This window comes from Gordonia sp. YC-XJ4, assembly GCF_059511865.1.
Genome location: NZ_CM183447.1, coordinates 4,433,620 through 4,457,756, shown reverse-complemented (window position 1 = coordinate 4,457,756; position 24,137 = coordinate 4,433,620). Strand labels below are relative to the sequence as shown.

Here is a 24,137-nt window from a genome sequence, read left to right as displayed (position 1 = left end):
CGCGTGCGGGCGAACGTGCCGACAAAGGAAGAAATACTCAGTGCCAACGATCAATCAGCTGGTCCGCAAGGGCCGTCATGACAAGGCTGCGAAGAAGAAGACCGCAGCGCTCAAGGGAAGCCCGCAGCGTCGCGGCGTGTGCACCCGCGTCTACACCACCACCCCCAAGAAGCCGAACTCCGCGCTGCGCAAGGTTGCCCGTGTGCGCCTGACCAGTGCCGTCGAGGTCACCGCTTACATCCCGGGTGAGGGCCACAACCTGCAGGAGCACTCGATGGTGCTCGTGCGTGGTGGTCGTGTGAAGGACCTCCCCGGTGTGCGTTACCGGATCATCCGCGGCTCGCTCGACACCCAGGGTGTCAAGGACCGCAAGCAGGCCCGCAGCCGTTACGGCGCGAAGAAGGGGAGCTGATAAGCGATGCCACGTAAAGGACCCGCACCCAAGCGCCCGCTGATCAACGATCCCGTCTACGGTTCGCCGCTGGTCACCCAGCTGGTCAACAAGATCCTGCTGGACGGCAAGAAGTCGACCGCCGAGCGCATCGTTTACGGCGCACTCGAGCAGGCCCGCGAGAAGACCGGCACCGACCCGGTGGTCACCCTCAAGCGCGCCCTCGACAACGTCAAGCCGACCCTCGAGGTCAAGAGCCGCCGCGTCGGCGGTGCCACCTACCAGGTGCCGATCGAGGTCAAGCCGAACCGTGCCAACACCCTCGCCCTGCGTTGGCTGGTGACCTTCAGCCGGCAGCGTCGCGAGAAGACCATGGTCGAGCGTCTGGCCAACGAGCTGCTCGACGCCTCCAACGGTCTGGGCGCGTCGGTGAAGCGTCGCGAGGACACCCACAAGATGGCCGAGGCCAACCGGGCGTTCGCGCACTACCGCTGGTAGAAGAACTCAACACCGGGCACTGGCCGCTCGGAGCGCAGCGACGACCGGCCAGTCCACCCGAGCCTGCGAGGGTGGGGGCGAGCGCAGCGAGCCCGGGCTGACAAATGAAGACAGCCTTTAGTCCGAAATCTTCCCGAAGGGAACTTGATGGCACAGGAAGTGCTCAGCGACCTCAACAAGGTTCGCAACATCGGCATCATGGCCCACATCGATGCCGGCAAGACCACCGCGACCGAGCGAATCCTTTTCTACACCGGTGTGAACTACAAGATCGGTGAGACCCACGACGGCGCCTCGACGACGGACTGGATGGAGCAGGAGAAGGAGCGGGGGATCACCATCACCTCCGCTGCGGTGACCTGTTTCTGGAACAAGAACCAGATCAACATCATCGACACCCCGGGCCACGTCGACTTCACCGTCGAGGTGGAGCGCAGCCTGCGCGTGCTCGACGGTGCGGTCGCGGTGTTCGACGGCAAGGAAGGCGTCGAGCCGCAGTCCGAGCAGGTCTGGCGACAGGCCGAGAAATACGACGTGCCGCGTATCTGCTTCGTCAACAAGATGGACAAGCTCGGTGCGGACTTCTTCTTCACCGTGCGCACCATCGAGGAGCGTCTCGGTGCCAAGCCGCTCGTCCTGCAGCTGCCGATCGGTGCCGAGGACAACTTCGACGGCGTCGTCGACCTGATCACCCAGAAGGCGATCACCTGGCGCGGCACCGTCGAGATCGGTGCGGAGCCGACCTTCGAGGAGATCCCCGCCGATCTCGTCGATCAGGCCGCCGAGTACCGCGAGAAGCTGCTCGAGACCGTCGCCGAGAGCGACGAGGCGTTGCTGGAGAAGTACTTCGGTGGTGAAGAGCTCTCCGAGGACGAGATCAAGGGCGCGATCCGCAAGCTCACGATCGCCCGCGAGTACTACCCGGTGATCTGTGGTTCGGCGTTCAAGAACAAGGGCATCCAGCCGATGCTCGACGCCGTCATCGCGTACCTGCCGTCCCCGCTGGACGTGCCGAGCGTCGAGGGCCACGCGGTGGGCAACGAGGAGGAGATCCTCTCTCGCAAGCCCAGTGCCGACGAGCCGTTCTCGGCTCTGGCGTTCAAGATCGCCGCGCACCCGTTCTTCGGCAAGCTGACCTTCGTGCGGGTGTACTCCGGTCACATCAGTGCGGGTACCCAGGTGCTCAATGCCACCAAGGGCAAGAAAGAGCGCATCGGCAAGCTCTTCCAGATGCACGCCAACAAGGAGAACCCGGTCGACGAGGCCTGGGCCGGACACATCTACGCGATGATCGGGCTCAAGGACACCACCACCGGTGACACCCTGTGCGACCCGAACGCACCCATCGTGCTCGAGTCGATGAGCTTCCCGGATCCGGTCATCAACGTCTCCATCGAGCCGAAGACCAAGTCCGACCAGGAGAAGCTCGGCACCGCGATCCAGAAGCTCGCCGAAGAGGATCCGACGTTCTCGGTCCACCTCGACGAGGAGACCGGTCAGACCGTCATCGGCGGTATGGGCGAGCTCCACCTCGACATCCTCGTCGACCGCATGCGTCGCGAGTTCAAGGTCGAGGCGAACGTCGGTAAGCCGCAGGTGGCCTACCGCGAGACGATTCGCAAGACCGTCGAGAAGCACGAGTACACGCACAAGAAGCAGACCGGTGGTTCCGGCCAGTTCGCGAAGGTCATCATCAAGCTCGAGCCCCTGGTGGACGCCGAGGATGGTGCGACCTACGAATTCGAGAACGCCGTGACCGGTGGTCGTGTGCCGCGCGAGTACATCCCGTCGGTGGATGCCGGTGCGCAGGACGCGATGCAGTACGGCGTGCTCGCCGGTTATCCGTTGGTCAACTTGAAGGTCACCCTGCTCGACGGTCAGTACCACGACGTCGACTCCTCGGAAATGGCCTTCAAGATCGCCGGTGCACAGGCTCTCAAGGAGTCTGCGCGGATGGCGAGCCCGGTCATCCTGGAGCCGATCATGGCCGTCGAGGTCACGACTCCGGAGGATTACATGGGTGACGTGATCGGCGACCTGAACTCCCGCCGTGGCCAGATCCAGGCCATGGAGGAGCGCAGCGGTGCCCGTGTCGTCAAGGCGCAGGTTCCGCTGTCGGAGATGTTCGGCTACATCGGCGACCTGCGGTCGCGGACCCAGGGCCGGGCTAACTACTCCATGGTGTTCGACTCGTACGCCGAGGTTCCGGCGAACGTGTCGAAGGAAATCATCGCGAAGGCCACCGGCGAGTAATTCACTCGCTGCGCGGTCTGTCGCGAAGCGCTCACGGCGACCGACGCCGTGGTGACACGGCGCGAACAACGTAAGAGAAAACCCCTGCTGGGATCCGCCCAGTAGAGCAACAAGTCCAGGAGGACAATCAAGTGGCGAAGGCGAAGTTCGAGCGGACCAAGCCGCACGTGAACATCGGCACCATCGGTCACGTCGACCACGGCAAGACCACCCTGACCGCGGCCATCACCAAGGTCCTGCACGACAAGTACCCGACCCTCAACAAGAGCTTCGCGTTCGATCAGATCGACAAGGCTCCTGAAGAGAAGGCTCGTGGTATCACGATCAACATCTCGCATGTCGAGTACGAGACCGAGAAGCGTCACTACGCCCACGTGGACGCCCCCGGTCACGCCGACTACATCAAGAACATGATCACCGGTGCGGCTCAGATGGACGGCGCGATCCTCGTGGTTGCCGCCACCGACGGTCCGATGCCGCAGACCCGTGAGCACGTGCTGCTGGCCCGCCAGGTCGGTGTGCCCTACATCCTGGTCGCCCTGAACAAGGCCGACATGGTCGACGACGAAGAGATCATCGAACTCGTCGAGATGGAGGTCCGCGAACTGCTGGCCGCCCAGGAGTTCGACGAGGAAGCCCCCGTCGTCAAGGTGTCGGCGCTCAAGGCCCTCGAGGGTGACCCGGAGTGGGTCAAGTCCGTCGAGGAGCTCATGGACGCGGTCGACGAGTCGATCCCGGATCCGGTTCGCGAGACCGACAAGCCGTTCCTGATGCCCGTCGAGGACGTCTTCACCATCACCGGCCGCGGCACCGTGGTCACCGGTCGTGTGGAGCGCGGCGAGGTCAACGTGAACGAGGAAGTCGAGATCGTCGGCATCCGCGAGAAGTCCACCAAGACCACCGTCACCGGTATCGAGATGTTCCACAAGCTCCTCGATTCGGCGCAGGCGGGCGACAACGCCGGTCTGCTGCTCCGCGGCCTCAAGCGTGAGGACGTCGAGCGTGGCCAGGTCATCGTGAAGCCGGGCACCACGACCCCGCACACCGAGTTCGAGGGCCAGGCCTACATCCTGTCCAAGGACGAGGGCGGCCGTCACACCCCGTTCTTCAACAACTACCGTCCGCAGTTCTACTTCCGTACCACCGACGTGACCGGCGTCGTGACCCTCCCCGAGGGCACCGAAATGGTCATGCCGGGCGACAACACCGAGATGAGCGTCAAGCTCATCCAGCCGGTCGCCATGGACGAGGGCCTGCGCTTCGCCATCCGCGAGGGTGGCCGCACCGTTGGTGCGGGTCGAGTCACGAAGATCGTCAAGTGACGATTTCCCGTGCCCTCTGTGGTGGCGTGAGAGCGTTGTCATGTGGGCACGGGCCTGCGTCACGGATCGTCAAGTGATGATTTCCCGTGCCCTCTGTGGTGGCGTGAGAGCGTTGTCATGTGGGCACGGGCCTGCGTCACGGATCGTCAAGTGACACTCTGACTCACTGAGTTATCAAAGGCGCCCCAACCGCTTTCGCGGTTGGGGCGCCTTCTCGTTGTGTCAGGCGATGCTGCCGCAGACGTAGCAGAAGGTTCGCCCTACGCGTGACCTTCTGCTACGTCTGCGCCCAGCTGAGCGGCGAACGCCGCGGCATCGGCACACGATCCGCCCCGTTCCCGCCCGCGTGCCCACGCGCAGAACAACTCGGTGAACCTGCGCTCCCCGAGTTCTGCACACAGCAGCGGCAGATGTCGGGCCGCCTCACCGGATCGCTTGCGCAACAGGGTATCTTCGACGGCGCGCAGCCGCGTCGGGTCGAAGCCCGCAGGCGTCGGCGCACCGGTGACGAGCGCGCGCACGAGGTCTTCTTGCCGTTGCGCTAGGCCGGTCACGACGCCGCCCACCAGCGGCTGCCGACGGTGATCCGGTCCATCCGCGCGGCGTCGGCGATCGCGTCGAGTTCACCGAGGAGCTCGGTCACCGGCGGATACCGGCCGTCGCGCTCGAGCATGAATGCCGGCGCGCGCCCGGTGGCGGCGAGCCGGGTGACGAGGTCGAGCACCGCGTCGGGAACGGGCGCGGTGTGGGTGTCGTGATAGAGCACCCCGTCGGATTCGCCGCCGGCGACGTGACAGTAGGCGATCGCCTCGAGCGGCATCCGGGAGAGTTCGACGGCCGGATCGATACCCGAGTTGCGGGCACACGCATACACATTCGCGACGTCCAGCAGCAGCCGGACCCCGGTGCGCTCGACGATCTCGGCGAGGAACTCACCCTCGGTGTACTCGTCGTCGGGCCAGGAGAACAATGCTGCGATGTTCTCCACCGCCAGCGGCACCGACAACCGGTCCTGGGTGCGAGTGATGTTGTCGCACAACACTGCCAGCGCTTCACGCGTCCGGGGGACGGGCAACAGATGCCCGGCCTCGACGCCGCCCGCCCGGACGAACGCGATGTGTTCACTGACCAGCGGCGACCGCAGGCGGCGAACCGCGCGTGCCAGAACGTCGATCCGGTCGTCGGTCACCGGCTCGGCACCACCCAGAGACAGGCCGACGCCGTGCGGGATCACCGGCACCCCCAGCGCCGTAAGCGGTTCGACGTCGATGTGCGGCACCGACTCGGCGATGACCTCACAGAATCCGAGGCCGGGAAGGTCGTCGACGACGGCCGCGATCTCCGGGCGCCAGCCGATCCCGATACCGGCGACCTGTGACGCACTACGTGATCTGCTCATGAGGAACCCTTTCTCTGATGCGCCCCGCCTCGTGGTGATCTCGTTGTCCCGGGTGGTCGTACGCGGTGATCACCCGCCGCATCCGCCGCCACCGCCTCCACAGCTGGATCCGCCACTGCTGCAGCCACTCCAGCCCCCACCGCAACTGTGTGACGAACCCCCGTGATGCGAGCCGCCGTCGCTGCCGCCGTAGAAGGCGGACCCGAACCACGATGCTCCGCCGCTGCCCGTGGCACGTCGTGAACGGGCCTTTCTCACGACAGGTGTTGTGGGGGTGGCGATCCCCGGATCGGGGGCCGTCGTCGTCGGGCGGAGCAGCGGGTCGGCGGCCAGGCGCGGATCGAGGAGTGCAAGTGCTTCGATGCCGTGCAGGGCTGCGGCGACGGCGGCGTGGTGTGCTCCGAGGGTGGCGAGCGCGGGCCGGTACTGCGGCGCGAGCAACCTGTGCCGCCGGCGCAGTTCGGCGAGTACCGCCTCGCCGCGCGCGGTCCGCTCACGAGGATGGACTGCGCACCAGATACACACCGCGGCAAGGCATATCACGATGACGACGAGATAGCCGACCGGCTTGCGGTGCGCGAGGCCGGCCACGATCCGTGCGAGCCCGAGGACGAGTACCGGGATCAGGACGGCCACCCCGACCGCGCGTCGGCGTGCGTGGCGCAGGCCCACGTCAATGAGCTCCGAGTGCACCTGCCGCAACGGCACCGACACGTCACGCAAGGCACTCGTGCCGCGTCGCGCATAACGGTCACCGACCGCCCGGACAAACCGATCATTCTGTGCGGGTGCAGCTTTCAGTCGATTGGTCACACGTCCGCTCGAGTTGATATAGCCGGCTGCCCGGAGTTGGGCGACCGCTGCGAGGACCGCATTCTCCTCGGAGACCAGTGCTCCGATCTGTGTGGGAGTGAGGTCGGGGAGATCATCGACCCGCTGATGGGCGGGACGTCGCCGCACGATGACGACGGCGAGAGCCGCCACCGAGATGACGGCATAGAGGGCGAGGAAGGTCGTGCTGGGGATACCCCAGGTGTCGGTACTGTTCATGGTGTCACCGGCTTTCTCCCGGTGCGCACGCCTCGCCACGAGGCATGCGCGGAGGTGAACCCGCGATTACGAGGCGCGGGGAAAGGCATCGTCGGCCGGCGCGACGTTGCGCAGGCCCGACACTCGTTGCGGCGGCGGCCGTTCGGTTACTACTTCTCGGCCCGAGAGTCACTGCGTGTCAGGTGATCTCAGTATCTACGCGGCGTGCGAATGCGCCAGTGGTGAAGGCCTGCCGTGGCCGATTCGTGACCGATTCCATCGGATGCTCACAGATATCGATCCGGTGAGCTGGGGCGATGTGTCAGGGTTTGTTGGCCGGCCAGTTGTAGATGAAGTCCAGCAGACCCGTCCCCGGCCCCTTGGGGGTCTTCAGTGCCGTGCTGTTGATCAGGTAGTAGGTGCTCCCGATGCCGGTCCACACGGCTCCGACGACCTGGTGTTCCATGCTCTCGGTCGCCGGGAGGACCTTCGCGAGTTCGGCGAACAGATTCGGCAGCGCCCCGGTGTACTTCACCACCCGGAACCAGGCGGTCTTGCGCAGCGGGGTCTTGTGGCGATCGTTGATGCGCAGTTCGACGTTGGCCTGCGGCGACATCCAGTCGCTGATCTTGGTGACCGGTTGGATCTGCCGGAGATCACTGAACGTCGGATAGAAGACCTGGGACAGGTGGATGTGGAGTTGGTCCTGGCCTCGTCGGTCCTTGGAGTTGACGCCCAGCGCGAGTGGGGAGGACGGCTTGGCCGGGATGTTCGCGACGGCCTCGCGCCACGCACCGGCCCACCAGTTGGGCGGATCGTGGCGCAGGTAGCTGCATTCGATACCCGAGATGCGATTGGTCGGCATGAGCAGGATGTCGTTGTTGCCGTGCGGGTTGTCGCCGCCTCGTCGGATCGCGTAGTAGCGGTTGGGACTCGCCGAGATCTGCTTGACGTAGAGGTTGGACCCGGGCTGGGCGGGCGTGCACCCTTTGACCTGATCCCACAGCCAGAAACGGGCGTTCGTCTTGCCCGAGTCCGACGGGCTGCCGCAGTCGGGTGGGGGAGCACCCCACGCGATGCCGGCGACGCCCGTTCCGGCGACCGCGCCGACGCCGAGGGCGGCCGTCGTGGTGAGGAAGGTGCGCCGACTCAACCCGCGGCTCGGAGTGGATGCGCCCGGCAAGGGGGTGGAGTCGCTGTCCATGGCCGGCCCTCTCACCGATGAGCCCGGCTGGTCGGCCGGTTGCTCCGTCTGAGCCATGAGTGTGCCAGTCGGCGAAGGCCCCGGTTACTCGAACGCCGAAATCGATTCAGGTTTTCCACATGTTTCGCTCAGCGAATTCCGAGCTACTTAGACCTCATAAGTCACACTAGTAACATTACGTCACAATTGCCACTTGGGTAACCGACTGGTCTCAATGTCGGTGCCCTGTGGTCACGAGCCTGGTGACAGCGGTCCGCACCGCCCTAATGTCCTGGGCGTGCGTTCAAGTCTGAGACGGTCGGTCCACAAGCGCCTGGGCCGGCGAATCGTCGCCGCGACCATCGTGGCGTCGGCGTTGGTGATCTCCCTGTCCAGTGGTGTCGGTGACGCCGATGCGGCATCGCTGAACCGGATCTCGGTCGGGGGGTGCGGGATGCCCGCGAGCCCGGTCGACATCTGGGCCCGGCCGGGCAACTACAAGACGGTGATCGCCCTCGATGGACTACGAGCCACCAGCGACATGAGCGGCTGGCGTCATGAGACCAACATCGCCCGCCTGGCCGACTCGGGCGTCAACGTCGTCGAACCCGTCGGTGGACTCGCGAGTTTCTACACCAACTGGGACACCGCCAGCCCGGGCAACAAGATCAAGTACCGCTACATGTGGACCTGCCGGTTGGACCGGATCGTCGCCGCCCTGGACGCGCGCGGGCTCGCCGTCGGGCCGTGGGGCAAGTACGCCATCATGGGCATCTCGATGGGCGGCGGCTCGGCGATGATCTACGGTGCGTATCACCGCAACCGGATCTCGCATGTGTTCTCGATGTCGGGTTACGTGAACCTGTCGGCCCCGACGATGCGCGAGGCCGTGCGCCTGGCGTTGATCGACGCAGGCGTCGAAGCCGGGATGGGTCCGTTCAGCGCGGATGCGATGTGGGGCCCGCCGTGGAGCGATCGCTGGCAGCGCAACGACGCACTCGTCCAGTTGCCGCGGATGCGCGGGATGAAGATCCGGGTCGCCGCAGGATCAGCCGCCTGGGGCCGCTACAACACCGACGCCGTCAACTCCGTGAAGGGCACCCCGCTCGAGGCGGTCGCACTGGCGCAGACCCGGTCATTCGAGGTGGCCGCCGCACTGCAGGGCATCCGGATCACCACCGACTTCCCCACCGTGGGGACACACACCTGGGGTTACTGGCAGGACATGGTCTGGCGCGCCAAGAACTCCGGCTGGTTCCGGGACCGCTGATTCACCGGACAGGCGCCGACAGGGGATGCGGCGCCTTGCCTGGGGTGATCGGCGGGTGCGTGGCGGAACCGTCGACGACGTGGCATCGGACCCTCCTCGGGGTCGGGTACCGCGTCGTCGACGGTGCCGTCAGGAGTTCGAACTCACCACTCGTCGAGTGAGACGTAACCGTCCTGGATCGCGCGGGCGAACAACGCCGACTTGGTGTTCGCCGCCCGGCCCACCGCCTCGTACTTGGCCCGGATGCGTGCCACGTGGGTGCTCACCGTCGACACACTGATGAACAGCGCCTTGGCGGCCTCCTGTTTGGACTCGGCGCGCAACCAGGCGACGAGCACCTCGACCTCGCGGCGTGAGAGGTCGGGACGTCGGCTCGCGGGACGGCTCACCGCATAGAGGTGGCGGTGGCGGGGATCGAGATGGGGGTGGGGTCGGGAATCGTGCTGGGGTCGCCGATGCAACGGCGGCTCCTCGGTACCGGGGATGATGGTGACCTCCTGATGGATTCGCGCCGCAGCCCGACTCGCCGACGCGCAATGGATCGCGGTGTAGTCCGCGCGGACCAATCTTGGTGCGGAGGGGATGACGAAGCGCGCCGCAGTGGCTGAGAATCGGAAGTCGATACATTTCTCGATACGCTGACCAGCGCGAATCTGGTCCGACGACAGGACTCCTCTCGCCATGGGACCCGATGCCGTGCACACCCGCGACGAGCTCGGCCGCGCCCTCACCGGACTCCGCGAGCGGTCCGGGATGAGTGTGCGCGACGTCGCGTCCGACGCCGACGCGCTCCTGGGCACGGTCGCCGGATGGTTCGCCGGACAGCACGCCCCGACACGGGCGAGCCGGGAGATGTTCGAGCGTGTCCTCGCCGCGTGTGGCGTCGTCGAGGACGCCGACGTCCAGCAGTGGTGGGCCGCGGCCGAGCGGTCGTCGCGGCGCACCCGCAAGTCGGCGTCGTCGGTGTCACCGTACCGGGGCTTTGCTCCGTTCTCGGCCGACGACGGGGCCTGGTTCTTCGGTCGCGACGAACTGATCGACCGGCTCGCCGAGATGGTCCGCTCCCGGCTTCCCGAGACGGTGCCCGGGCCCGGCCCGGAGCCGGACCAGTCGGTCGGAGAGGGTGGGCCCGACTGGCTGCACGGCGTCGCGGTGGTCGGGGCGTCGGGGGTGGGTAAGTCCTCGCTCGTCCGGGCCGGCCTGTTGCCGCGCATCGGTACCGAGGAGCCGTTCCTCGATTGGCGCGCGGCGGTCATGGTGCCCGGCGACGACCCTGTCACCGCGCTCGAGCAGGCCGCGGCAACTCTCGACGAGACGCCCGGCGACGGCCCGGCGCTGCTCGTGATCGATCAGCTCGAGGAGCTGTGGACCCAGGGTGATTCCGCCGGGCGGGCGCGGCTGACCACCCGGCTGGCCGAGTTCGCCGCGCGCCGGCGCACCGTGGTGATCGGGGTGTTGCGCGCCGACTTCTACGAACGTGCCGCCGCCGGTCCGATCATCGCCTCGGTGCTGGCCAACTCGCAGCTACTCGTCACCCCGATGTTGCCCGCACAACTGCGGGAGGTGATCGTGCGGCCCGCCGAGGTCGCCGGGCTCACCGTGGACGACGATCTGGTGACCATGCTGCTCGACGACGTGGCGCCGTCGACGAGCGTGCGGCCGGTCGGCGCGGGTGTACTCCCACTGCTGTCCCATGCCCTGCGCGCCACGTGGGAGAAGTCTGATCGCCGACGACTCACGGTGCGTGACTACGTCTCGACCGGCCGCATCTCGGGAGCCGTCGAACAGACCGCGGAGTCGGTGTATGACTCACTCGACGACGCGCAGCGGGCCGTGGCGCGCCGAATCCTGTTGGAAATGGTCAACGTCGACGAGGAGACCGTCACCCGGCGCACCGTCCGGCTCGCCGATCTCGACGCCGACGACCCGGCCGGGGACAACCGTCATGTGCTCGAGACGTTCGCCGCGGCACGTCTGGTCACGGTGACGACCTCGCACGCCCAGGTCGCGCACGAGGCGCTGCTGACGGCCTGGCCGCGGCTGGGCGAATGGATCGACGCCGACCGCGAACGGCTGTTGCTGCGGCGTCGACTACAGACCCTGCGGGACACGTGGGAGTCCAACGGACGGCCCGACGACCTGCTGCCGATGCGGGCTCGGCTGGAGATGTTCCGGCCGCTCGCCGACGACGGCTCCTCGCTGGATCAGGCCAGCCGTGGCTTCCTGGAGGCCGGTGAGGCGCGGGTACGCGCCCAGGACGCCCAGGAACGACGCCGCAGTCGGCAGCTGCGCCGAATCGCTTTGACCGCCGGGGTCTTCGGCATCGTGGCGGTCACCGCAGCGGTCATCGCGGTGATCACCGGCGTGCATGCGGTGGGTCAGCGCGAGCAGGCCGAGGCCGCCCGGAATCAGGCGCTGAGCCGACAGCTGGCCATCCAGTCGAGCGAGTTGGAGGATCGTGACCCGTTTCTCGCCGCGCAGCTGGCCATGGTCGCCTATCAGACCTCGCCGACCCTCGAGGCGCGGTCGCGGTTGATCGACGCGACCGGTCACGGTGTCCCGAATCGCTTTGTCGGTGAGGGCGGATCGGTGCTGCTGGCCCGCTCGGGGTCATTGCTCGTCGCCGCCGGAGGCGGCGGGCAGGTGCGGCTGTTCGACGTGTCCGACCGCGGGATCAACCGGCAGGTCACCACCTTCCGCGCGCCCGGCGGCGGCGGTCGATTGGGTGGGGTCGCGATCCTGCCGGGGACGTCGACGGTGCTTCTCGGCGGTCGCGGCACCCTCACCGCCTGGAATGTCGCCGACCCCGCACACCCGGTGCGCGCCTTTGATTTCCCGGCCGTCGGCGGCGACGTCAACGCGCTCTCGGTGAGTCCCGACGGCCGGTTCGTCGTCGCCAGCGTGCCCGAGGTCGGGGTGCAGGTGTGGGTGAACTCGGACGGGACGTGGCGTCCGGTGCCGTTGCCGGGCAAGGTCGCCGGCGTCGCCGGCGCGGCCGCGTTCAGTCCCGACGGCCGTTCGCTGGCCACCAGCAGCGCCAACCGTCGCATCGATCTGTGGCGCATCGACGGCGACGACATCGTCGCGACGGGCGAGATCCCGCTCGATGCGTGGCGCGACAACGAACTCGCGCAGGGCCTGACCTACACGCCGGACGGTACGCGGCTGGTGGCGGCACTGCGCAGCCGCGTGATCGACGTCGTCGACGTCTCCGATCCGGCCGCTCCGCGTAAGGTCGCGGGGTTCGGCGGTTTCGACAGCTACGTGACGGCGGTGGCCGTCAACGCCGCCGGCACCGAGATCGCGGGCGCGGGCGCCGACAACACACTGCGGATCTTCGACCTGACCAACCCCTCGGCCGCTCCCCGGATCCTCACGGCTGCATCGAACGCGGTCTCGGTGGTGTTCGCCGGAGACCATGTGATCGCATCCAGTGATGATGGGCGGGTACAGGATTGGCCGCCGACGTCGAATCGGACGGTGATCGGGACCAACAGCGTCTACCAGATCCCGGCGAACGGCTCGACGACCCGGCTGCTCGCCGCCGACAGCGGCACCGATGGGCGGATCACCCAGTGGGACATCGAGTCCGACGGGCTGAGTCGCGCCGGACCGGATCTCGTTCCGCCGCCGGGCATGGTGTATTCGGGAGCGGTGACGCTGTCGCCGTCGGGCCGGATCGCGACCATGGGGACGGTCACCGGAGCGGTGCAGTTCGCCGACATGTCCGATCCCGCCGACCCGCACCTGGTGGGCTCGGTCGACGCGCAGCACACCCTCAACGAGACCGTGGACTACAGCGAACGGTCGCATCTGGCCGTGACCGGGGCCACCGACAGCAACATCGTCACCGTCATCGATGCCTCGGATCTAGCTGGGCCCAAGGTGGTTTCGACCTTCGACGCCGGCGGCGGGGTGTGGTGGACGACGCTGAGCCCCGACGGTCGCCGGGTCGCGGTGGCGACCTCCACCGGTGTCGTGCAACTGGTGGATCTCACCGATCCGGCGGCACCACGGGCATATCCGCATCCGATCGACTTCGAGGGCGCGGCGCTCGCGGTGCGCTTCTCCGCCCACGGCGACCGGATCGTGGCGACCTCGGAGGAACGTGCGGTCGTCGTCGCCGACGTCTCGAATCCGCAAGCGCCGCATACCATTGCGACATTGACCGGCCCGGCGGGCCAGCTCTACAGCGCCGGTTTCTCCGCCGACGGTTCCCACGTGATCGCCGGTGGCGGGAATTCGGAGGTGTGGGTGTGGAATCTGGCCGACGGAGGGTCGGCGGAGGTCGTGTTGCGCTCGTTCCCCGGACGGGTTTATGACGTGCGATTCGCGCCCGGTGATCGGATCCTCGCCGCCGGTGAGGCAGGGGTGATCGAGTCGTGGGAGCTCGATACCGGTGCGATCATCGACGCCCAGTGTGCGCAGACCGGCGATCAGATCACCGAGGAGGAATGGGCCACCTACGTCCACGGCATGGGCTATCAGCCTCCGTGCCGCCGGTGATCGCGGCCGTGGGGGCCCGTCCGGGGTAGGTATCGACGCTGGTAACTTGGGCCCAATGCGGTTGTTGCAGCGCCCCATCGGGCACGGCGAGCTCACCCTCGCGGTCGCCGTCGACGGCGATCTCGCCGACAGCCGCACTCCGCCGGTCCTGCTGGTCCACGGGATGGGCAGCGACCACAGCACCTGGCGGCCCTTCGCGTCGATCCTGCGCCGCGCCGGCCGCGCGGTCATCGCGGTCGACCTGCGTGGACACGGCCGCAGCGGCCGTCCGGGGGACTACGCGCTGGAAGCCTTCGCCGCCGACCTGGGATTCGTGCTCGACGAGCTCGATGTGGAGCGGGCCGACGTGGTCGGTCACTCGCTCGGTGCGCACGCGGCACTGCGCGTGGCGATGAACGATCCCGGCCGGGTCCGGTCGCTGGTGCTCGAGGAAGTGCCACCGATGCCACGCGACCAGGCCGATCTCGACGAGGAGATCGTCATGTCGTCGGGCTTCGGTGAACGCGTACGCGGTATCGGCGCCCTGATGCGCAACCCGATGCCGGTGGTCCGATTCGATCGCGCCGTGGGAACGCAGGTCGGCGCCGAGTTCGAGCGCGCCGACCCGCAGTGGTGGGGGCGTCTGGCCGCGGTGTCGGCGCGGACCCAGGTCATCTCCGGTGGTCCGCGTAGCTTTCTGCCCCCGCAGCATCTGCAGTCCGTGGCGCAGGCCTTGCCCGACGGCCGCTTCGACGTCATCGACGCGGGCCACTCGGTCCATCGGGACCGTCGTCGCGAATTCACCGCGAAGGCAGGCGCTTTCCTGGCGCAGTGACGCCGGCAGCCCCCTACGCGGCCGGCTTGTTGTGCAGCGGCCGCGGGTCGACGCCGACCTTCTCCCACGCCTCGGCGGCCCACGGCACGTACAGCCACCGCACCGGCAGCCGGTTGAACACCGGGTTGAGTGCCCGCATGAACGTGGCAAACCTCTGGAAGTTCTTTTCGCGCTTGGCATCCCATTCCAGATCACAGACATCACGCATCTGCTGCGGAAGGGTGCCCACGACCACGGTGCGGATGAACGCGTTGAGCGGGGCGGAGACGACTCGCCACACCGGCGCCGGGATGCGGCGCGGCCGTGGCAGACCCTTGCGGATGTATCCGGTGGCGTAGACGACGGTCTTGTGCGGCACGAAACGCTCGAGCATGGAGTCCCAGTACTCGCGGAACTCGGCGTAGGTCTGCGGCTGACTGCGCGCGCTGACGCCGTAGAGCTCGTACCAGATCTTGCTCTCGGCGAAGATCTGCTCCTTCTCCGCCTCGGACAACCTGCGGATGAAGGTGTCCGTGATGTAGAGCACCTGATCGACGAAAGTGGCGTGCGCCCAGTAGAACAGCTCGGGGTTGAGCGCGTGATAGCGCGAACCGTCACTGATGGTGCCCTTGATGTCGCGATGGAAATCGCGCACGGTGCGCCCCCACCTGGCGGGCTCGGCGCTGTAGACGGTGCGCATCACGGGCGGGCCGGTGCGGCGGGCGCGGCCGAGGAAGTCGTCGAAGATCACCGAGTGATCGAGCACGCCCTGACCGAGTTGTTCGATACAGTTCTCGGTGCCGGCGAGGCGCTGGAATCCGAGGATTCCGCGGACGTCGCCGTAGAACTTCCAGATGAGCGAGTCGGCGCCGAGCCGCGGAGTCGGCAATGCGTCGTTCTCCGGAGCGGGATGCTCGGGAGAGGCCTCGACCAGGACAGGCTGCGCCTCACGGATCGCCGAGTCGAAATCCTGATTCACTGTCATGGCGAGACCTTATCGCACGAAGGAACGAGTTTCCAGATTTGTTTCATCAGTCTGGCCAGGGAGGAGGATCGTGACCGGTCAGAGGTTGCCGACGCCGGAGGAGTTGCTCGAGCATGCGGTGGTGCTCAGCCTGCCGATGCGCACCCGTTTCCGGGGCATCACCACGCGCGAGGTGATGATCGTCGAGGGGCCGGCGGGCTGGGGTGAATTCGGGCCGTTCGTCGAGTACGACGACGAGGAGTCCGCGGCGTGGCTCGCGGCGGGTATCGAGGCGGCGTATCTCGGAGCACCCCCCACACGTCGTGATCGGGTCCCGATCAACGCCACTGTGCCGGCGGTACCCGCATCGGAGGTCGCGGGCATGCTCGCCCGTTTCCCCGGAGCGCGCACCGCCAAGGTGAAGGTCGCCGAACCGGGGCAGACCCTCGACGACGACGTCGCGCGGGTTGCTGCCACGCGCGAGCTCATCGGCCGGGTCCGCGTCGATGCAAACGGGAAATGGGATGTGGCGCAGGCGATCACGGCATTGCGCGCGATCGGCGACCTCGAGTACGCCGAGCAACCGTGTGCCACCGTCGAGGAGTTGGCTGCGGTGCGTCGAGCGGTCGACGTGCCGATCGCCGCCGACGAGTCGATCCGCAAGGCCACCGACCCGATGCGGGTGGTCGCCGCCGAGGCCGCCGACATCGCGGTGCTCAAGGTGGCGCCGCTGGGCGGCATGCGGGCCGTGCTCACCCTGGCCGAGGAAATCGGTCTGCCCGTGGTGATCTCGAGTGCGCTGGACTCCGCGGTCGGCATCGCCGCGGGCGTCGCGGCGGCCGCGGCGCTGCCCGAGCTACCGTTCGCCTGCGGTCTCGGCACCGGCTCGTTGTTCACCGGGGACGTCGCCGACGGCGGCACCCCGGACGACGGTCATCTGCGGCCACGGTGGTTCGGGCCCGGTGACCTCGACGTTCCGTCGACGCTGTGCGCCGCCGAGGACCGCCGGCGGTGGTGGCACGAGCGGTTGCGGCGCGCTCACGCGGTCCTGACCGCGCGCGGGCACCGACTCGGCTGAGGGAGTTTCCTGGCCGGAGGGTGACAGTCGATAGAGACATATCGTAGAGTTTGTTCCATGGTGTTGTGTGGCTCACAGGAGCGGGGTGGACTCGCGCCGGCGCAGGATGCTGCCATGACGGCGCCCTCGTCGGTGTCTCGGGTGCGCTCGGCCGGGAAGTCACCAATCCTCGCGCCACCGCCACCCGGCAGCGATCTACAGGCGATTCCGTGCGCACATCGCAACGGCATCCTCGAGATCATGTCGATGCGTCGCGATCCCTTCGGATTCGCCGAACGTCGTCGCGCCGAGTTGGGTCTCATCTCCGGCATGAGCGCGCTGGGGATTCGGATGGTCACCGCCGCAGGCCCCGATGCGGCCGCGGAGATCCTGATGAACTCCGATCGGGCGTTCGCCAACGGTCCCGCCTGGAGCTACTTCATCGGCCCCTTCTTCAACCGCGGGGTGATGCTCCTCGACTTCGAGGAGCACCGCCACCACCGGCGCATCATGCAGCAGGCCTTCGCGCCGACGATGCTCAAGGGCTACCTGCAGGAGATGTCGCCGATGATCGCCGAGGCGATGACCCGCTTCCCGACGGGGCGTGTCCACCTGTTCGATCGGTTCAAGTCGTTGACCCTCGACGTCGCGCTCGAGGTCTTCCTCGGCGTCGACCTGTCCGCCGACGAGGCCGCCACGCTCAACAAGGCCTTCGTCGAGACCGTGCGTGCCGGAGTTGCCTACGTGCGCAAGCCGGTTCCCGGCGGCCGGTGGTGGAAGGGCTTGCGCAGCCGCAAGGTGCTCGAGGAGTTCTTTTACGCCACCCTGCCCGCCAAGCGGGCGCGTGAGACCCCCGATTTGTTCTCGGTGCTCTGTCATGCGCGCAGCGACGAGGGGCACCGATTCACCGACGAGGACGTCGTGAATCACATGATCTTCGTCCTGATGGCCGCGCACGACACCTCGACGATCACGATGACCCAGATGGCCTACCGGATGGCCACCGACCCACACTGGCAGGAGCGGGCGCGCGCCGAGTCCGACGCACTCGGCCCCGAGGTGGGCTATGACGATCTCGGCCGTCTCGACGTGCTCGACCGGGTGATGAAGGAGTCGTTGCGGATGTGCCCGCCGGTACCCGCCCAACCGCGAATCGCGGTCAAGGACACCTCGATTCAGGGGTTCTTCGTACCAGAGGGGACGATGGTCAGTGTTCCGCAGCTGACCAATCATCGTGACCCCGAGCTCTACAACCACCCGGGAGTCTTCGACCCTGATCGTTTCGGCCCCGAACGCGCCGAGGACAAGTCGCATCGGATGGCCTGGATTCCCTTCGGTGCGGGGGTCCACAAATGCATCGGTCTGTATTTTGGACAAATGGAAATCAAGACGATCATGCATCACCTGCTGCGCGGGTACGAGTGGTCGGTCCCCGCGGGATACACGCTCCCGATGGACTACAGCGCACTTCCGGTACCCAAGGACGGGCTGCCGGTCACCGTTCGGGGGTTGCGATGACCCCGGGCGCGCCGGGCACCCACGCCGAGCAGGGCCGTCGCCGCAAGGTCCGCAACACCGACAGCCCCGCCGATCAGAACAGCGCGATCATCGCCGCCGCCGAGGCGGAGTTCACCGAGGTCGGGGTGCGCCGCGCGAACGTCGACGAGGTCGCCAAACGCGCCGGGGTCTCCCGGTCCACGCTGTATCGGCGGTTCCCCAACAAGGAGGCGCTGCTGCTCGGCGTCGCCGAGGAACTCTACGAACGCGGCATGGCCCGGCTGGTCGACGCGGTCCGCGGCCTCGGCCCGCGTGAGGCGGTCATCGAGGCCTTCGCCGCGGGCGCGGCGATGATCTCCGACGAACCCCTGATGCGCCGGCTCGTGCTGACCGACCACGACATGGCGCCGATCACCGCCTCGGTGACCGCCCTGTTCATCGACGTCGCCACCGGACGCGTCGCCGCGACTCTGCGCACCGCCGGTGCGCAGATGCCCGACGAGGATCTGCTCGAGGCCGTCGAAATCCATGTGCGCCTGGTCATCTCGTTCCTGGAGACACCGGCCTCCGACGAGGCGCGGCAGGAGCCGGACCGGGTGCGAGCGTTCGCGGAGAAGTTCCTCGCACCGATGATTTGGTGACCGCCCCGGGCGGCACAACCGAAGTCAGTACGTGATCTCACCAAGGGGGAGTAGTCGATGAGTATGCGCAGCAACCGATTCGGTCGCATCGGGCATGACGAGGTGCGGGCCCGGCTGGCCGACAAGGTCGTGGTGATCACCGGCGGCGCACGCGGTATCGGCCTGGAGACCCCCCGTCAACTCCTCGACGCCGGGGCGCGGGTGGCGATCGGCGACGTCGACAACGAGGTCCTGGCCAAGGCCGCCGCCGACCTCGGGGTGGAGGGGGTCGAGGTCGACGTCACCGACCGGGCGAGCTTTGCCGCCTTCCTCGACGAGGTCGAGCAGCGTCTGGGGCCGGTGGATGTGCTGATCAACAACGCCGGGATCATGCCCGTCGGGTCCTTCCTCGAGTTCGACGACGCGTTGATCCGCCGGACCTTCGACATCGACCTGATCGGTGTCATCACCGGCAGTCAGCTTGCCGCGCAACGAATGACGGCCCGACGGTCTGGGCAGATCGTCAACATCGCCTCGGTTGCCGGTCGGCTTCCGATGCCGGGTTTGGCCGTCTACAACGCCGCGAAATCGGGGGTCATCGAGTTCTCCGAGGCTCTCGATGCCGAACTGTCCGACCACGGCGTGCGGGTGAGCACCGTGATGCCGACCTTCACCCGCACCGGCCTGATCTCGGGCCTGGCGACCAATCGCTACATCCAGACCGTCGAACCCGAGGTCGTGGCCGCCGCCGTCGTCGGGGTCATCGCCGAGCCACGCACCCGTGTGGCCGCCCCGCGGGCGATGCGGTGGGTGGACGCCAATCCGGTCTTCCCGCAGGCGTTCAAACGTCTGACGCGCCGACGCACCGGACTCGACCGGATCTTCCTCGACTACGACTCGGCCGGCCGCGCCGACTACGACGCCCGCATGCGGGGGCGCGCGACATCCTGAGCGTCACGGCCCCGCGTTATGATCGTGCGGTGCTGGCAAGGAGGCGTTGACGATGCCGTGGCCGACACCGCCGACATCGGCATCCCCGTCGATCCGGGCGGACCGGGCGGCCCGCCGCGAGTTGCGGCGCGCGGTCGACGATCTCGACGAGGTGCGCCGGGCGAACGGTCGGATCGCTCCGCTGTCGCGATGGTGGTGGACGGCCTCCGCGCTGGTCGTGACCGCTGCACTGGTGGTCGCGGGATTCGGTGTGGCGGCGTGGGTGCGCGCCGCGAATTCCTGGACCGATGCCGATTTCACCGACGTAGCCACCGACGTCGTCGCGGAGCTGTTGAGCCCTGATCCGACTGCACCGCAACGGGTTCGGTCGGTACTCGATGATGCGACCGGTGCCTTCTACGACGAATTCGCACAATCGGCGGACTCCTACACCGCATTCGTCCGGCGCAGTGGAACCGCGGCGAGTGCCACCATCGACGGCACCGGAATCGTCACGCGCACCACCGATTCCGCCGTGGTGCTCGTCGCGGCGACGGTGGGCTATCAGCAGACCGGGCAGGCCGTGGCCGACCGCACCTTCCGGTTGCGGCTGGCCGTCACCGACGATTCCGGACGGCTCAAGGTCGCGGCGGTGCAATACCTCCCATGAGAATTCCGCTGCGCACCCCTGCCACCCGTGACCGCATCGTCGCACCCGGCGCTGCGCGGATCGCCGCGACGGTGGCGGTCGTGGTGATCGCCGCACTGGTGACCGCGGTGATCGCCACCGCGACGTCGTTGTCCGATCAGCGACGGACCGCCGACAACCGGGACTCGCTGCGTGCTCATGCCGGTGCGATCGTCGCGCAGGTGTTCTCCGTCGACACCGCCACCTGGCAGACCGATCGGGCTCGCGCCCGCACCCTGGTGGCCGGGGACTTCGCCGGATCGTTCGCCGCGCAACTGCATCGCGCCCCGCCCGCGGGCACGTCGTCGGTCCGGTGGCATCCCGACACGGTCGCGATCATCGACACCGGTCGCGAGGACGGTGACGCCCTGATCCGCGCGACCGTGCTGACCCGCACCGGAACGGGACAGCAGAGTACCGAAAAGCTCACGCTCCGCATGGGATTCGTGCTCCGCGACGGACGGTGGCTGTTGCGTGACGCGGAGGTGGTGTCGTGACTCCGCCGACCGACCCCACCGCTCGGGAACGACTCGCGCAGGAGCGGGTGACACACGCCCTGCGCGCCGCCCGCCTCGCGCGGATCGCCGCCGCCGACGACCTGCGGGCACGCGCGGTGGCACGCTCGCGCTGGGTGCGTCGCGCGCTTGTGGTGGCCGCGCTCGTGGCGGTGGTGCTGATCATCGTCGCGAGCACGCTCGCGGTGCTCGATCACCGGGCGACCGAGCGCACCGACCTCGACGACGAGGTCCTCGCGGCGGCCCGATCGGCCACCACGAGCATGCTGACGTCGGACCCGGCACACGCCGAGGCCTACGTCGAGCGGGTCCTCGCCCTGAGCACCGGCGCGCAGAAAACGCGTCTCGAACAGGCCGGTGCGGCCCTGTCCGCCGCCGTCGCCGCCCAGACCGCGCCCAGTGCCGGACGGGTGCTCTCGGCCGGGCTCGTCACCGATCCCGGGTCCGACGATCCCGGTTCCCGCGCCGAGGTACTGGTGGTCGTGCAGGCGTCCAATCCCGTTCTGCTCGGCGGGGATCCGCAGGCCGACCGCCTCACCCTCACCGTCGGGATGACCCGCACCGACGCCGGCTGGCTCGTCGACTCGGCGGTGCCGGCATGATCGCGTCCCGAGTCCCCCCGAGCTGGCGGCTCACCTGGACCCAGCACCACCGCATCCGTCCGCTCGCCGCGCCGCCGCGGATGTCGCGGCGCGCACGCCGACTGCTGGTGGCGATCGCGACGCTGACCCTGACCGCGCTGGTGGTCGCCGCCGTCGCCTGGACCCAGGCGTATCGGCAGACCCCGCGTCCCACCGACGCCGACCGTGCAGACGTCGAACGGGCCGCGACGAGCGCGGTCACCGCACTGATGACCTTCGACGGGGAGCACCCCCCGGCCCCCGACGCGGTGCGCGCCCATCTGAGCGACCCGCTGCTCACGCGATACGACGCCGAGCGTGCCGATGTCGTCCTTCCGGATGCGGTCGCCGCGTCGGCGCAGATGACGGTGAATGTGGTCGGCATGGCGGTCGGGGAATTCCACGCCGACGACGCACGTCTGCTCGCCTTTCTCAACCAGACGGTGACGGTGCCCGACGCGAGTGCGCCGGGAGCCGGAGCCGGTGTGGGCGGCGAACATACATCTACCGAAAAGTGGTTGGTCATGCGTAAGGTGAACGGAACCTGGCTGCTCGCCGACGTCCGACCGGTGGGGGACGTCACCCGCTGACGCGGGCAGCGACATTCGATCCGCTGACGCGGGCAGCACCGTCGACGAGAGGGCGAGAACCGAGGATGAGTGCAGCAGGTGTCGTGGTGGTCGGTGCGGGACTCGGGGCCATCCGCCTCGCAGAGAACCTGCGCACCAACGGATACGAGGAGCCGATCACACTGATCGGCGCCGAGCCCTACGCCCCCTATGATCGGCCGCCGCTGTCGAAGACGGTGCTGCTCGGCAAGGACGACCGCGTCGAGCTCAAGCCGGCCGAGTTCTACACCGAGTCGTCGATCACCCTGCGACTCGGTCAACGGGTCACCGCCGTCGACCCGCAGGCCGCAACCGTCACCGTGCATGGCTCCGATAGCGGTGACACCGAGAGCGTCCCCTACGACGTCCTGGTGCTCGCCACCGGACTCGCCCCGCGGGTCTTCCCCGGCGCCGAACACCTTGCGGGCGTGCACACCCTGCGGACCTTCGACGACGCGGTCGCCCTGCGCTCGGAGATCGACGGTGCGCAGACCGCCGTCGTCATCGGTGCCGGCTTCATCGGCTGCGAAGTCGCGTCGAGCCTGACCGAGCGCGGCGTGCGGGTCTCGCTCGTCGAGCCGGCGCCGACCCCGCTGGCGCAGGCGCTCGGTGAACCGATCGGGACACTGGTGGCCCGGATGCACACCGCCAATGGGGTCGATGTTCGTGCGGGTATTGGGGTTTCGGAGATCGTCGGCGACGACTCGGGTGCGGTGCGGGCGGTGCGTCTGGCCGATGGCACCGAACTGCCCGCCGACATCGTCGTCGTCGGCATCGGCTCGATCCCGGTCACCGACTACCTCGAGGGCTCGGGTATCGGGTTCGCCCCGCGTGAGACCGGTGGTGGGATAGCCTGCGATGCCGTCGGAAAGACCAGCGCACCGCACGTATACGCGATCGGGGACGTCGCCAACTGGGCCGACGGGACGCCCACCGCGCGTCGTGTCGAGCACTGGAATCACACCGTCGAACAGGCTGCGGTCGTCGCCCATCAGATCGCCGGCAGTGCGGGCGCGCCGATCACCGCCGCGGTGCCCTACTTCTGGAGCGACCAGTTCGCGGTGAAGATCCAGGCACTCGGGCATCCGCGCGCCGACGACGACGTGCACATCGTCACCGACGACGGCACGAAGTTCCTGGCCTACTACAGCCGCGACGGAATCCTCACCGGGGTGGTCGGCGCGGGCAAGGCGGGTCCGGTGATGAAGACGCGCCCCAAGTTGCAGACCCCGACACCGGTCGCTGACCTTCTCTGACCGCGCGGTCGCCGTGGATTCCGTTGCCGCGCAGGTGATCGCCGCGGTCCGCGAGCTCGGCGACCCAGAGCGGGCGGCGGGTATCGCGCGTTATCTGCAGGCTCGGCCCGGTGGTTACGGTGAGGGCGACGAGTTCGTCGGGGTAGCGGTGCCGCAGTTGTGCGCGCTCGCCCGTCGCCGGCGCGGCATCGATCGCGGTGCGGTGGGCGAGCTGCTGAGCTCACCGGTCCACGAGATCCGGTTTCTCGCACTACTTCTCATGGCGCAGGAGACCGCGTATGCCGACGACGCCGATGCTCGCGCGTGGGTCGGCGACTACCGCCGGGCCGTCGACGACGGGTATGTGAACAACTGGGATCTCGTCGACACCTCGGCCGCACCGGTTCTCGGACGCTGGTGTGTACGGATCGGTGACCACTCCGCGCTCGTCGACCTCGCCGCCGACGAACGGCTGTGGCACCGGCGGGTCGGTATCGTCGGCACCCACGCCCACCTGCGCGAGGGCGATGCCCGCCCCACGCTGGCGGTGGCGCCGCTCGTCGTCGACGACCGGCGTGACCTCATCCAGAAAGCGCTGGGTTGGATGTTGCGCGAGATGGGCAAGCGCGTCGAGAGGTCAACGCTCACCGACTATCTCGACGAGCATGCGGCGTCGATGGGACGCACCGCACTGCGGTATGCGATCGAGCATCTCGATCCCGCGATGCGCGCCCGCTACCGCGCGTTGCGGTGAGTCGC

The 24,137-nt window shown here is 68.0% G+C and carries 23 protein-coding genes; 17 read left to right on the top strand and 6 right to left on the bottom strand.

Annotation, left to right across the window (positions count from 1 at the left end; genetic code table 11):
* Nucleotides 1–40: 40 nt before the first annotated feature.
* The 4 genes from rpsL (at nucleotide 41) to tuf (ending at nucleotide 4,464) form a co-directional block, all read left to right on the top strand.
* A complete protein-coding gene (rpsL, locus tag AC5ZH6_RS19770) occupies nucleotides 41–412 on the top strand; it encodes a 30S ribosomal protein S12 (protein WP_006367844.1) in 372 nt (123 codons plus the stop codon).
* 6 nt (nucleotides 413–418) lie between these two features.
* The gene (gene rpsG, locus AC5ZH6_RS19765; RefSeq protein ID WP_005199940.1) at nucleotides 419–889 is read left to right on the top strand and encodes a 30S ribosomal protein S7; all 471 of its coding nucleotides are present in this window, start codon (nucleotides 419–421) and stop codon (nucleotides 887–889) included.
* Between the two features lie 147 nt (nucleotides 890–1,036).
* Complete coding sequence (gene fusA / locus AC5ZH6_RS19760) at nucleotides 1,037–3,142, top strand: elongation factor G (RefSeq protein ID WP_006367845.1); 2,106 nt, start codon at nucleotides 1,037–1,039, stop codon at nucleotides 3,140–3,142.
* A 131-nt stretch (nucleotides 3,143–3,273) separates the two neighbouring features.
* The gene (gene tuf, locus AC5ZH6_RS19755) at nucleotides 3,274–4,464 is read left to right on the top strand and encodes an elongation factor Tu (RefSeq protein WP_006367846.1); all 1,191 of its coding nucleotides are present in this window, start codon (nucleotides 3,274–3,276) and stop codon (nucleotides 4,462–4,464) included.
* 260 nt (nucleotides 4,465–4,724) lie between these two features.
* Here the strand turns inward: tuf and AC5ZH6_RS19750 are convergent, their stop codons facing one another.
* The 4 genes from AC5ZH6_RS19750 to AC5ZH6_RS19735 all read right to left on the bottom strand — a co-directional run bounded on the left by AC5ZH6_RS19750 (nucleotide 4,725) and on the right by AC5ZH6_RS19735 (nucleotide 8,096).
* Nucleotides 4,725–5,018, bottom strand: coding sequence for an SCO6045 C-terminal-like domain-containing protein (locus AC5ZH6_RS19750; protein WP_081482470.1), 294 nt, complete (start codon nucleotides 5,016–5,018; stop codon nucleotides 4,725–4,727).
* Nucleotides 5,015–5,863, bottom strand: a complete 849-nt coding sequence (locus tag AC5ZH6_RS19745; protein ID WP_006367848.1) for an MbnB/TglH/ChrH family RiPP precursor modification enzyme — start codon at nucleotides 5,861–5,863, stop codon at nucleotides 5,015–5,017. Before AC5ZH6_RS19745 ends, AC5ZH6_RS19750 begins: the two co-directional genes overlap by 4 nt.
* 69 nt (nucleotides 5,864–5,932) lie before the next feature.
* Complete coding sequence (locus tag AC5ZH6_RS19740; RefSeq protein WP_006367849.1) at nucleotides 5,933–6,913, bottom strand: TIGR04222 domain-containing membrane protein; 981 nt, start codon at nucleotides 6,911–6,913, stop codon at nucleotides 5,933–5,935.
* Nucleotides 6,914–7,214: 301 nt separating this feature from the next.
* Nucleotides 7,215–8,096 (bottom strand): CDP-diacylglycerol diphosphatase, encoded by an 882-nt coding sequence (locus AC5ZH6_RS19735; protein ID WP_035726907.1) that lies wholly within the window; start codon nucleotides 8,094–8,096, stop codon nucleotides 7,215–7,217.
* Nucleotides 8,097–8,373: 277 nt separating this feature from the next.
* Between AC5ZH6_RS19735 and AC5ZH6_RS19730 the strand changes: the two genes are divergently transcribed.
* Complete coding sequence (locus tag AC5ZH6_RS19730) at nucleotides 8,374–9,345, top strand: alpha/beta hydrolase (RefSeq protein ID WP_094600910.1); 972 nt, start codon at nucleotides 8,374–8,376, stop codon at nucleotides 9,343–9,345.
* Nucleotides 9,346–9,488: 143 nt separating this feature from the next.
* Here the strand turns inward: AC5ZH6_RS19730 and AC5ZH6_RS19725 are convergent, their stop codons facing one another.
* Complete coding sequence (locus tag AC5ZH6_RS19725) at nucleotides 9,489–9,911, bottom strand: helix-turn-helix transcriptional regulator (RefSeq protein ID WP_496167712.1); 423 nt, start codon at nucleotides 9,909–9,911, stop codon at nucleotides 9,489–9,491.
* 115 nt (nucleotides 9,912–10,026) lie between these two features.
* On the opposite strand from AC5ZH6_RS19725, the gene AC5ZH6_RS19720 reads away from it, so the two are divergent.
* Both AC5ZH6_RS19720 and AC5ZH6_RS19715 read left to right on the top strand, forming a co-directional pair.
* On the top strand, nucleotides 10,027–13,851 hold the full coding sequence (locus AC5ZH6_RS19720) for an nSTAND1 domain-containing NTPase (RefSeq protein ID WP_006367853.1): 3,825 nt from the start codon (nucleotides 10,027–10,029) through the stop codon (nucleotides 13,849–13,851).
* Between the two features lie 55 nt (nucleotides 13,852–13,906).
* On the top strand, nucleotides 13,907–14,665 hold the full coding sequence (locus tag AC5ZH6_RS19715) for an alpha/beta fold hydrolase (protein WP_006367854.1): 759 nt from the start codon (nucleotides 13,907–13,909) through the stop codon (nucleotides 14,663–14,665).
* Between the two features lie 13 nt (nucleotides 14,666–14,678).
* Here AC5ZH6_RS19715 and AC5ZH6_RS19710 read toward each other — a convergent pair whose 3' ends face one another.
* Nucleotides 14,679–15,629: an oxygenase MpaB family protein gene (locus tag AC5ZH6_RS19710; RefSeq protein ID WP_006367855.1), complete on the bottom strand. Its 951-nt coding sequence runs from the start codon at nucleotides 15,627–15,629 to the stop codon at nucleotides 14,679–14,681.
* A 70-nt stretch (nucleotides 15,630–15,699) separates the two neighbouring features.
* On the opposite strand from AC5ZH6_RS19710, the gene AC5ZH6_RS19705 reads away from it, so the two are divergent.
* The 10 genes from AC5ZH6_RS19705 to AC5ZH6_RS19660 all read left to right on the top strand — a co-directional run bounded on the left by AC5ZH6_RS19705 (nucleotide 15,700) and on the right by AC5ZH6_RS19660 (nucleotide 24,132).
* Nucleotides 15,700–16,686, top strand: a complete 987-nt coding sequence (locus AC5ZH6_RS19705) for an o-succinylbenzoate synthase (protein WP_006367856.1) — start codon at nucleotides 15,700–15,702, stop codon at nucleotides 16,684–16,686.
* Nucleotides 16,687–16,800: 114 nt separating this feature from the next.
* Nucleotides 16,801–18,183 (top strand): cytochrome P450, encoded by a 1,383-nt coding sequence (locus tag AC5ZH6_RS19700; RefSeq protein WP_170320163.1) that lies wholly within the window; start codon nucleotides 16,801–16,803, stop codon nucleotides 18,181–18,183.
* A complete protein-coding gene (locus AC5ZH6_RS19695; protein WP_006367858.1) occupies nucleotides 18,180–18,803 on the top strand; it encodes a TetR/AcrR family transcriptional regulator in 624 nt (207 codons plus the stop codon). Before AC5ZH6_RS19700 ends, AC5ZH6_RS19695 begins: the two co-directional genes overlap by 4 nt.
* 57 nt (nucleotides 18,804–18,860) lie before the next feature.
* Complete coding sequence (locus AC5ZH6_RS19690) at nucleotides 18,861–19,733, top strand: SDR family oxidoreductase (protein ID WP_496167709.1); 873 nt, start codon at nucleotides 18,861–18,863, stop codon at nucleotides 19,731–19,733.
* Between the two features lie 52 nt (nucleotides 19,734–19,785).
* A complete protein-coding gene (locus AC5ZH6_RS19685; protein ID WP_006367860.1) occupies nucleotides 19,786–20,382 on the top strand; it encodes an Rv1363c family protein in 597 nt (198 codons plus the stop codon).
* On the top strand, nucleotides 20,379–20,897 hold the full coding sequence (locus AC5ZH6_RS19680; RefSeq protein WP_006367861.1) for a hypothetical protein: 519 nt from the start codon (nucleotides 20,379–20,381) through the stop codon (nucleotides 20,895–20,897). The genes AC5ZH6_RS19685 and AC5ZH6_RS19680 overlap by 4 nt, the downstream gene beginning before the upstream one ends.
* Nucleotides 20,894–21,517 (top strand): Rv1363c family protein, encoded by a 624-nt coding sequence (locus AC5ZH6_RS19675; RefSeq protein ID WP_006367862.1) that lies wholly within the window; start codon nucleotides 20,894–20,896, stop codon nucleotides 21,515–21,517. Before AC5ZH6_RS19680 ends, AC5ZH6_RS19675 begins: the two co-directional genes overlap by 4 nt.
* Nucleotides 21,514–22,125, top strand: coding sequence for a hypothetical protein (locus AC5ZH6_RS19670; protein ID WP_496167708.1), 612 nt, complete (start codon nucleotides 21,514–21,516; stop codon nucleotides 22,123–22,125). The genes AC5ZH6_RS19675 and AC5ZH6_RS19670 overlap by 4 nt, the downstream gene beginning before the upstream one ends.
* Before the next feature lie 65 nt (nucleotides 22,126–22,190).
* Nucleotides 22,191–23,399, top strand: coding sequence for an NAD(P)/FAD-dependent oxidoreductase (locus AC5ZH6_RS19665; protein ID WP_006367865.1), 1,209 nt, complete (start codon nucleotides 22,191–22,193; stop codon nucleotides 23,397–23,399).
* Nucleotides 23,400–23,412: 13 nt separating this feature from the next.
* Nucleotides 23,413–24,132 (top strand): DNA alkylation repair protein, encoded by a 720-nt coding sequence (locus AC5ZH6_RS19660; RefSeq protein WP_006367866.1) that lies wholly within the window; start codon nucleotides 23,413–23,415, stop codon nucleotides 24,130–24,132.
* Nucleotides 24,133–24,137 lie beyond the last annotated feature (5 nt).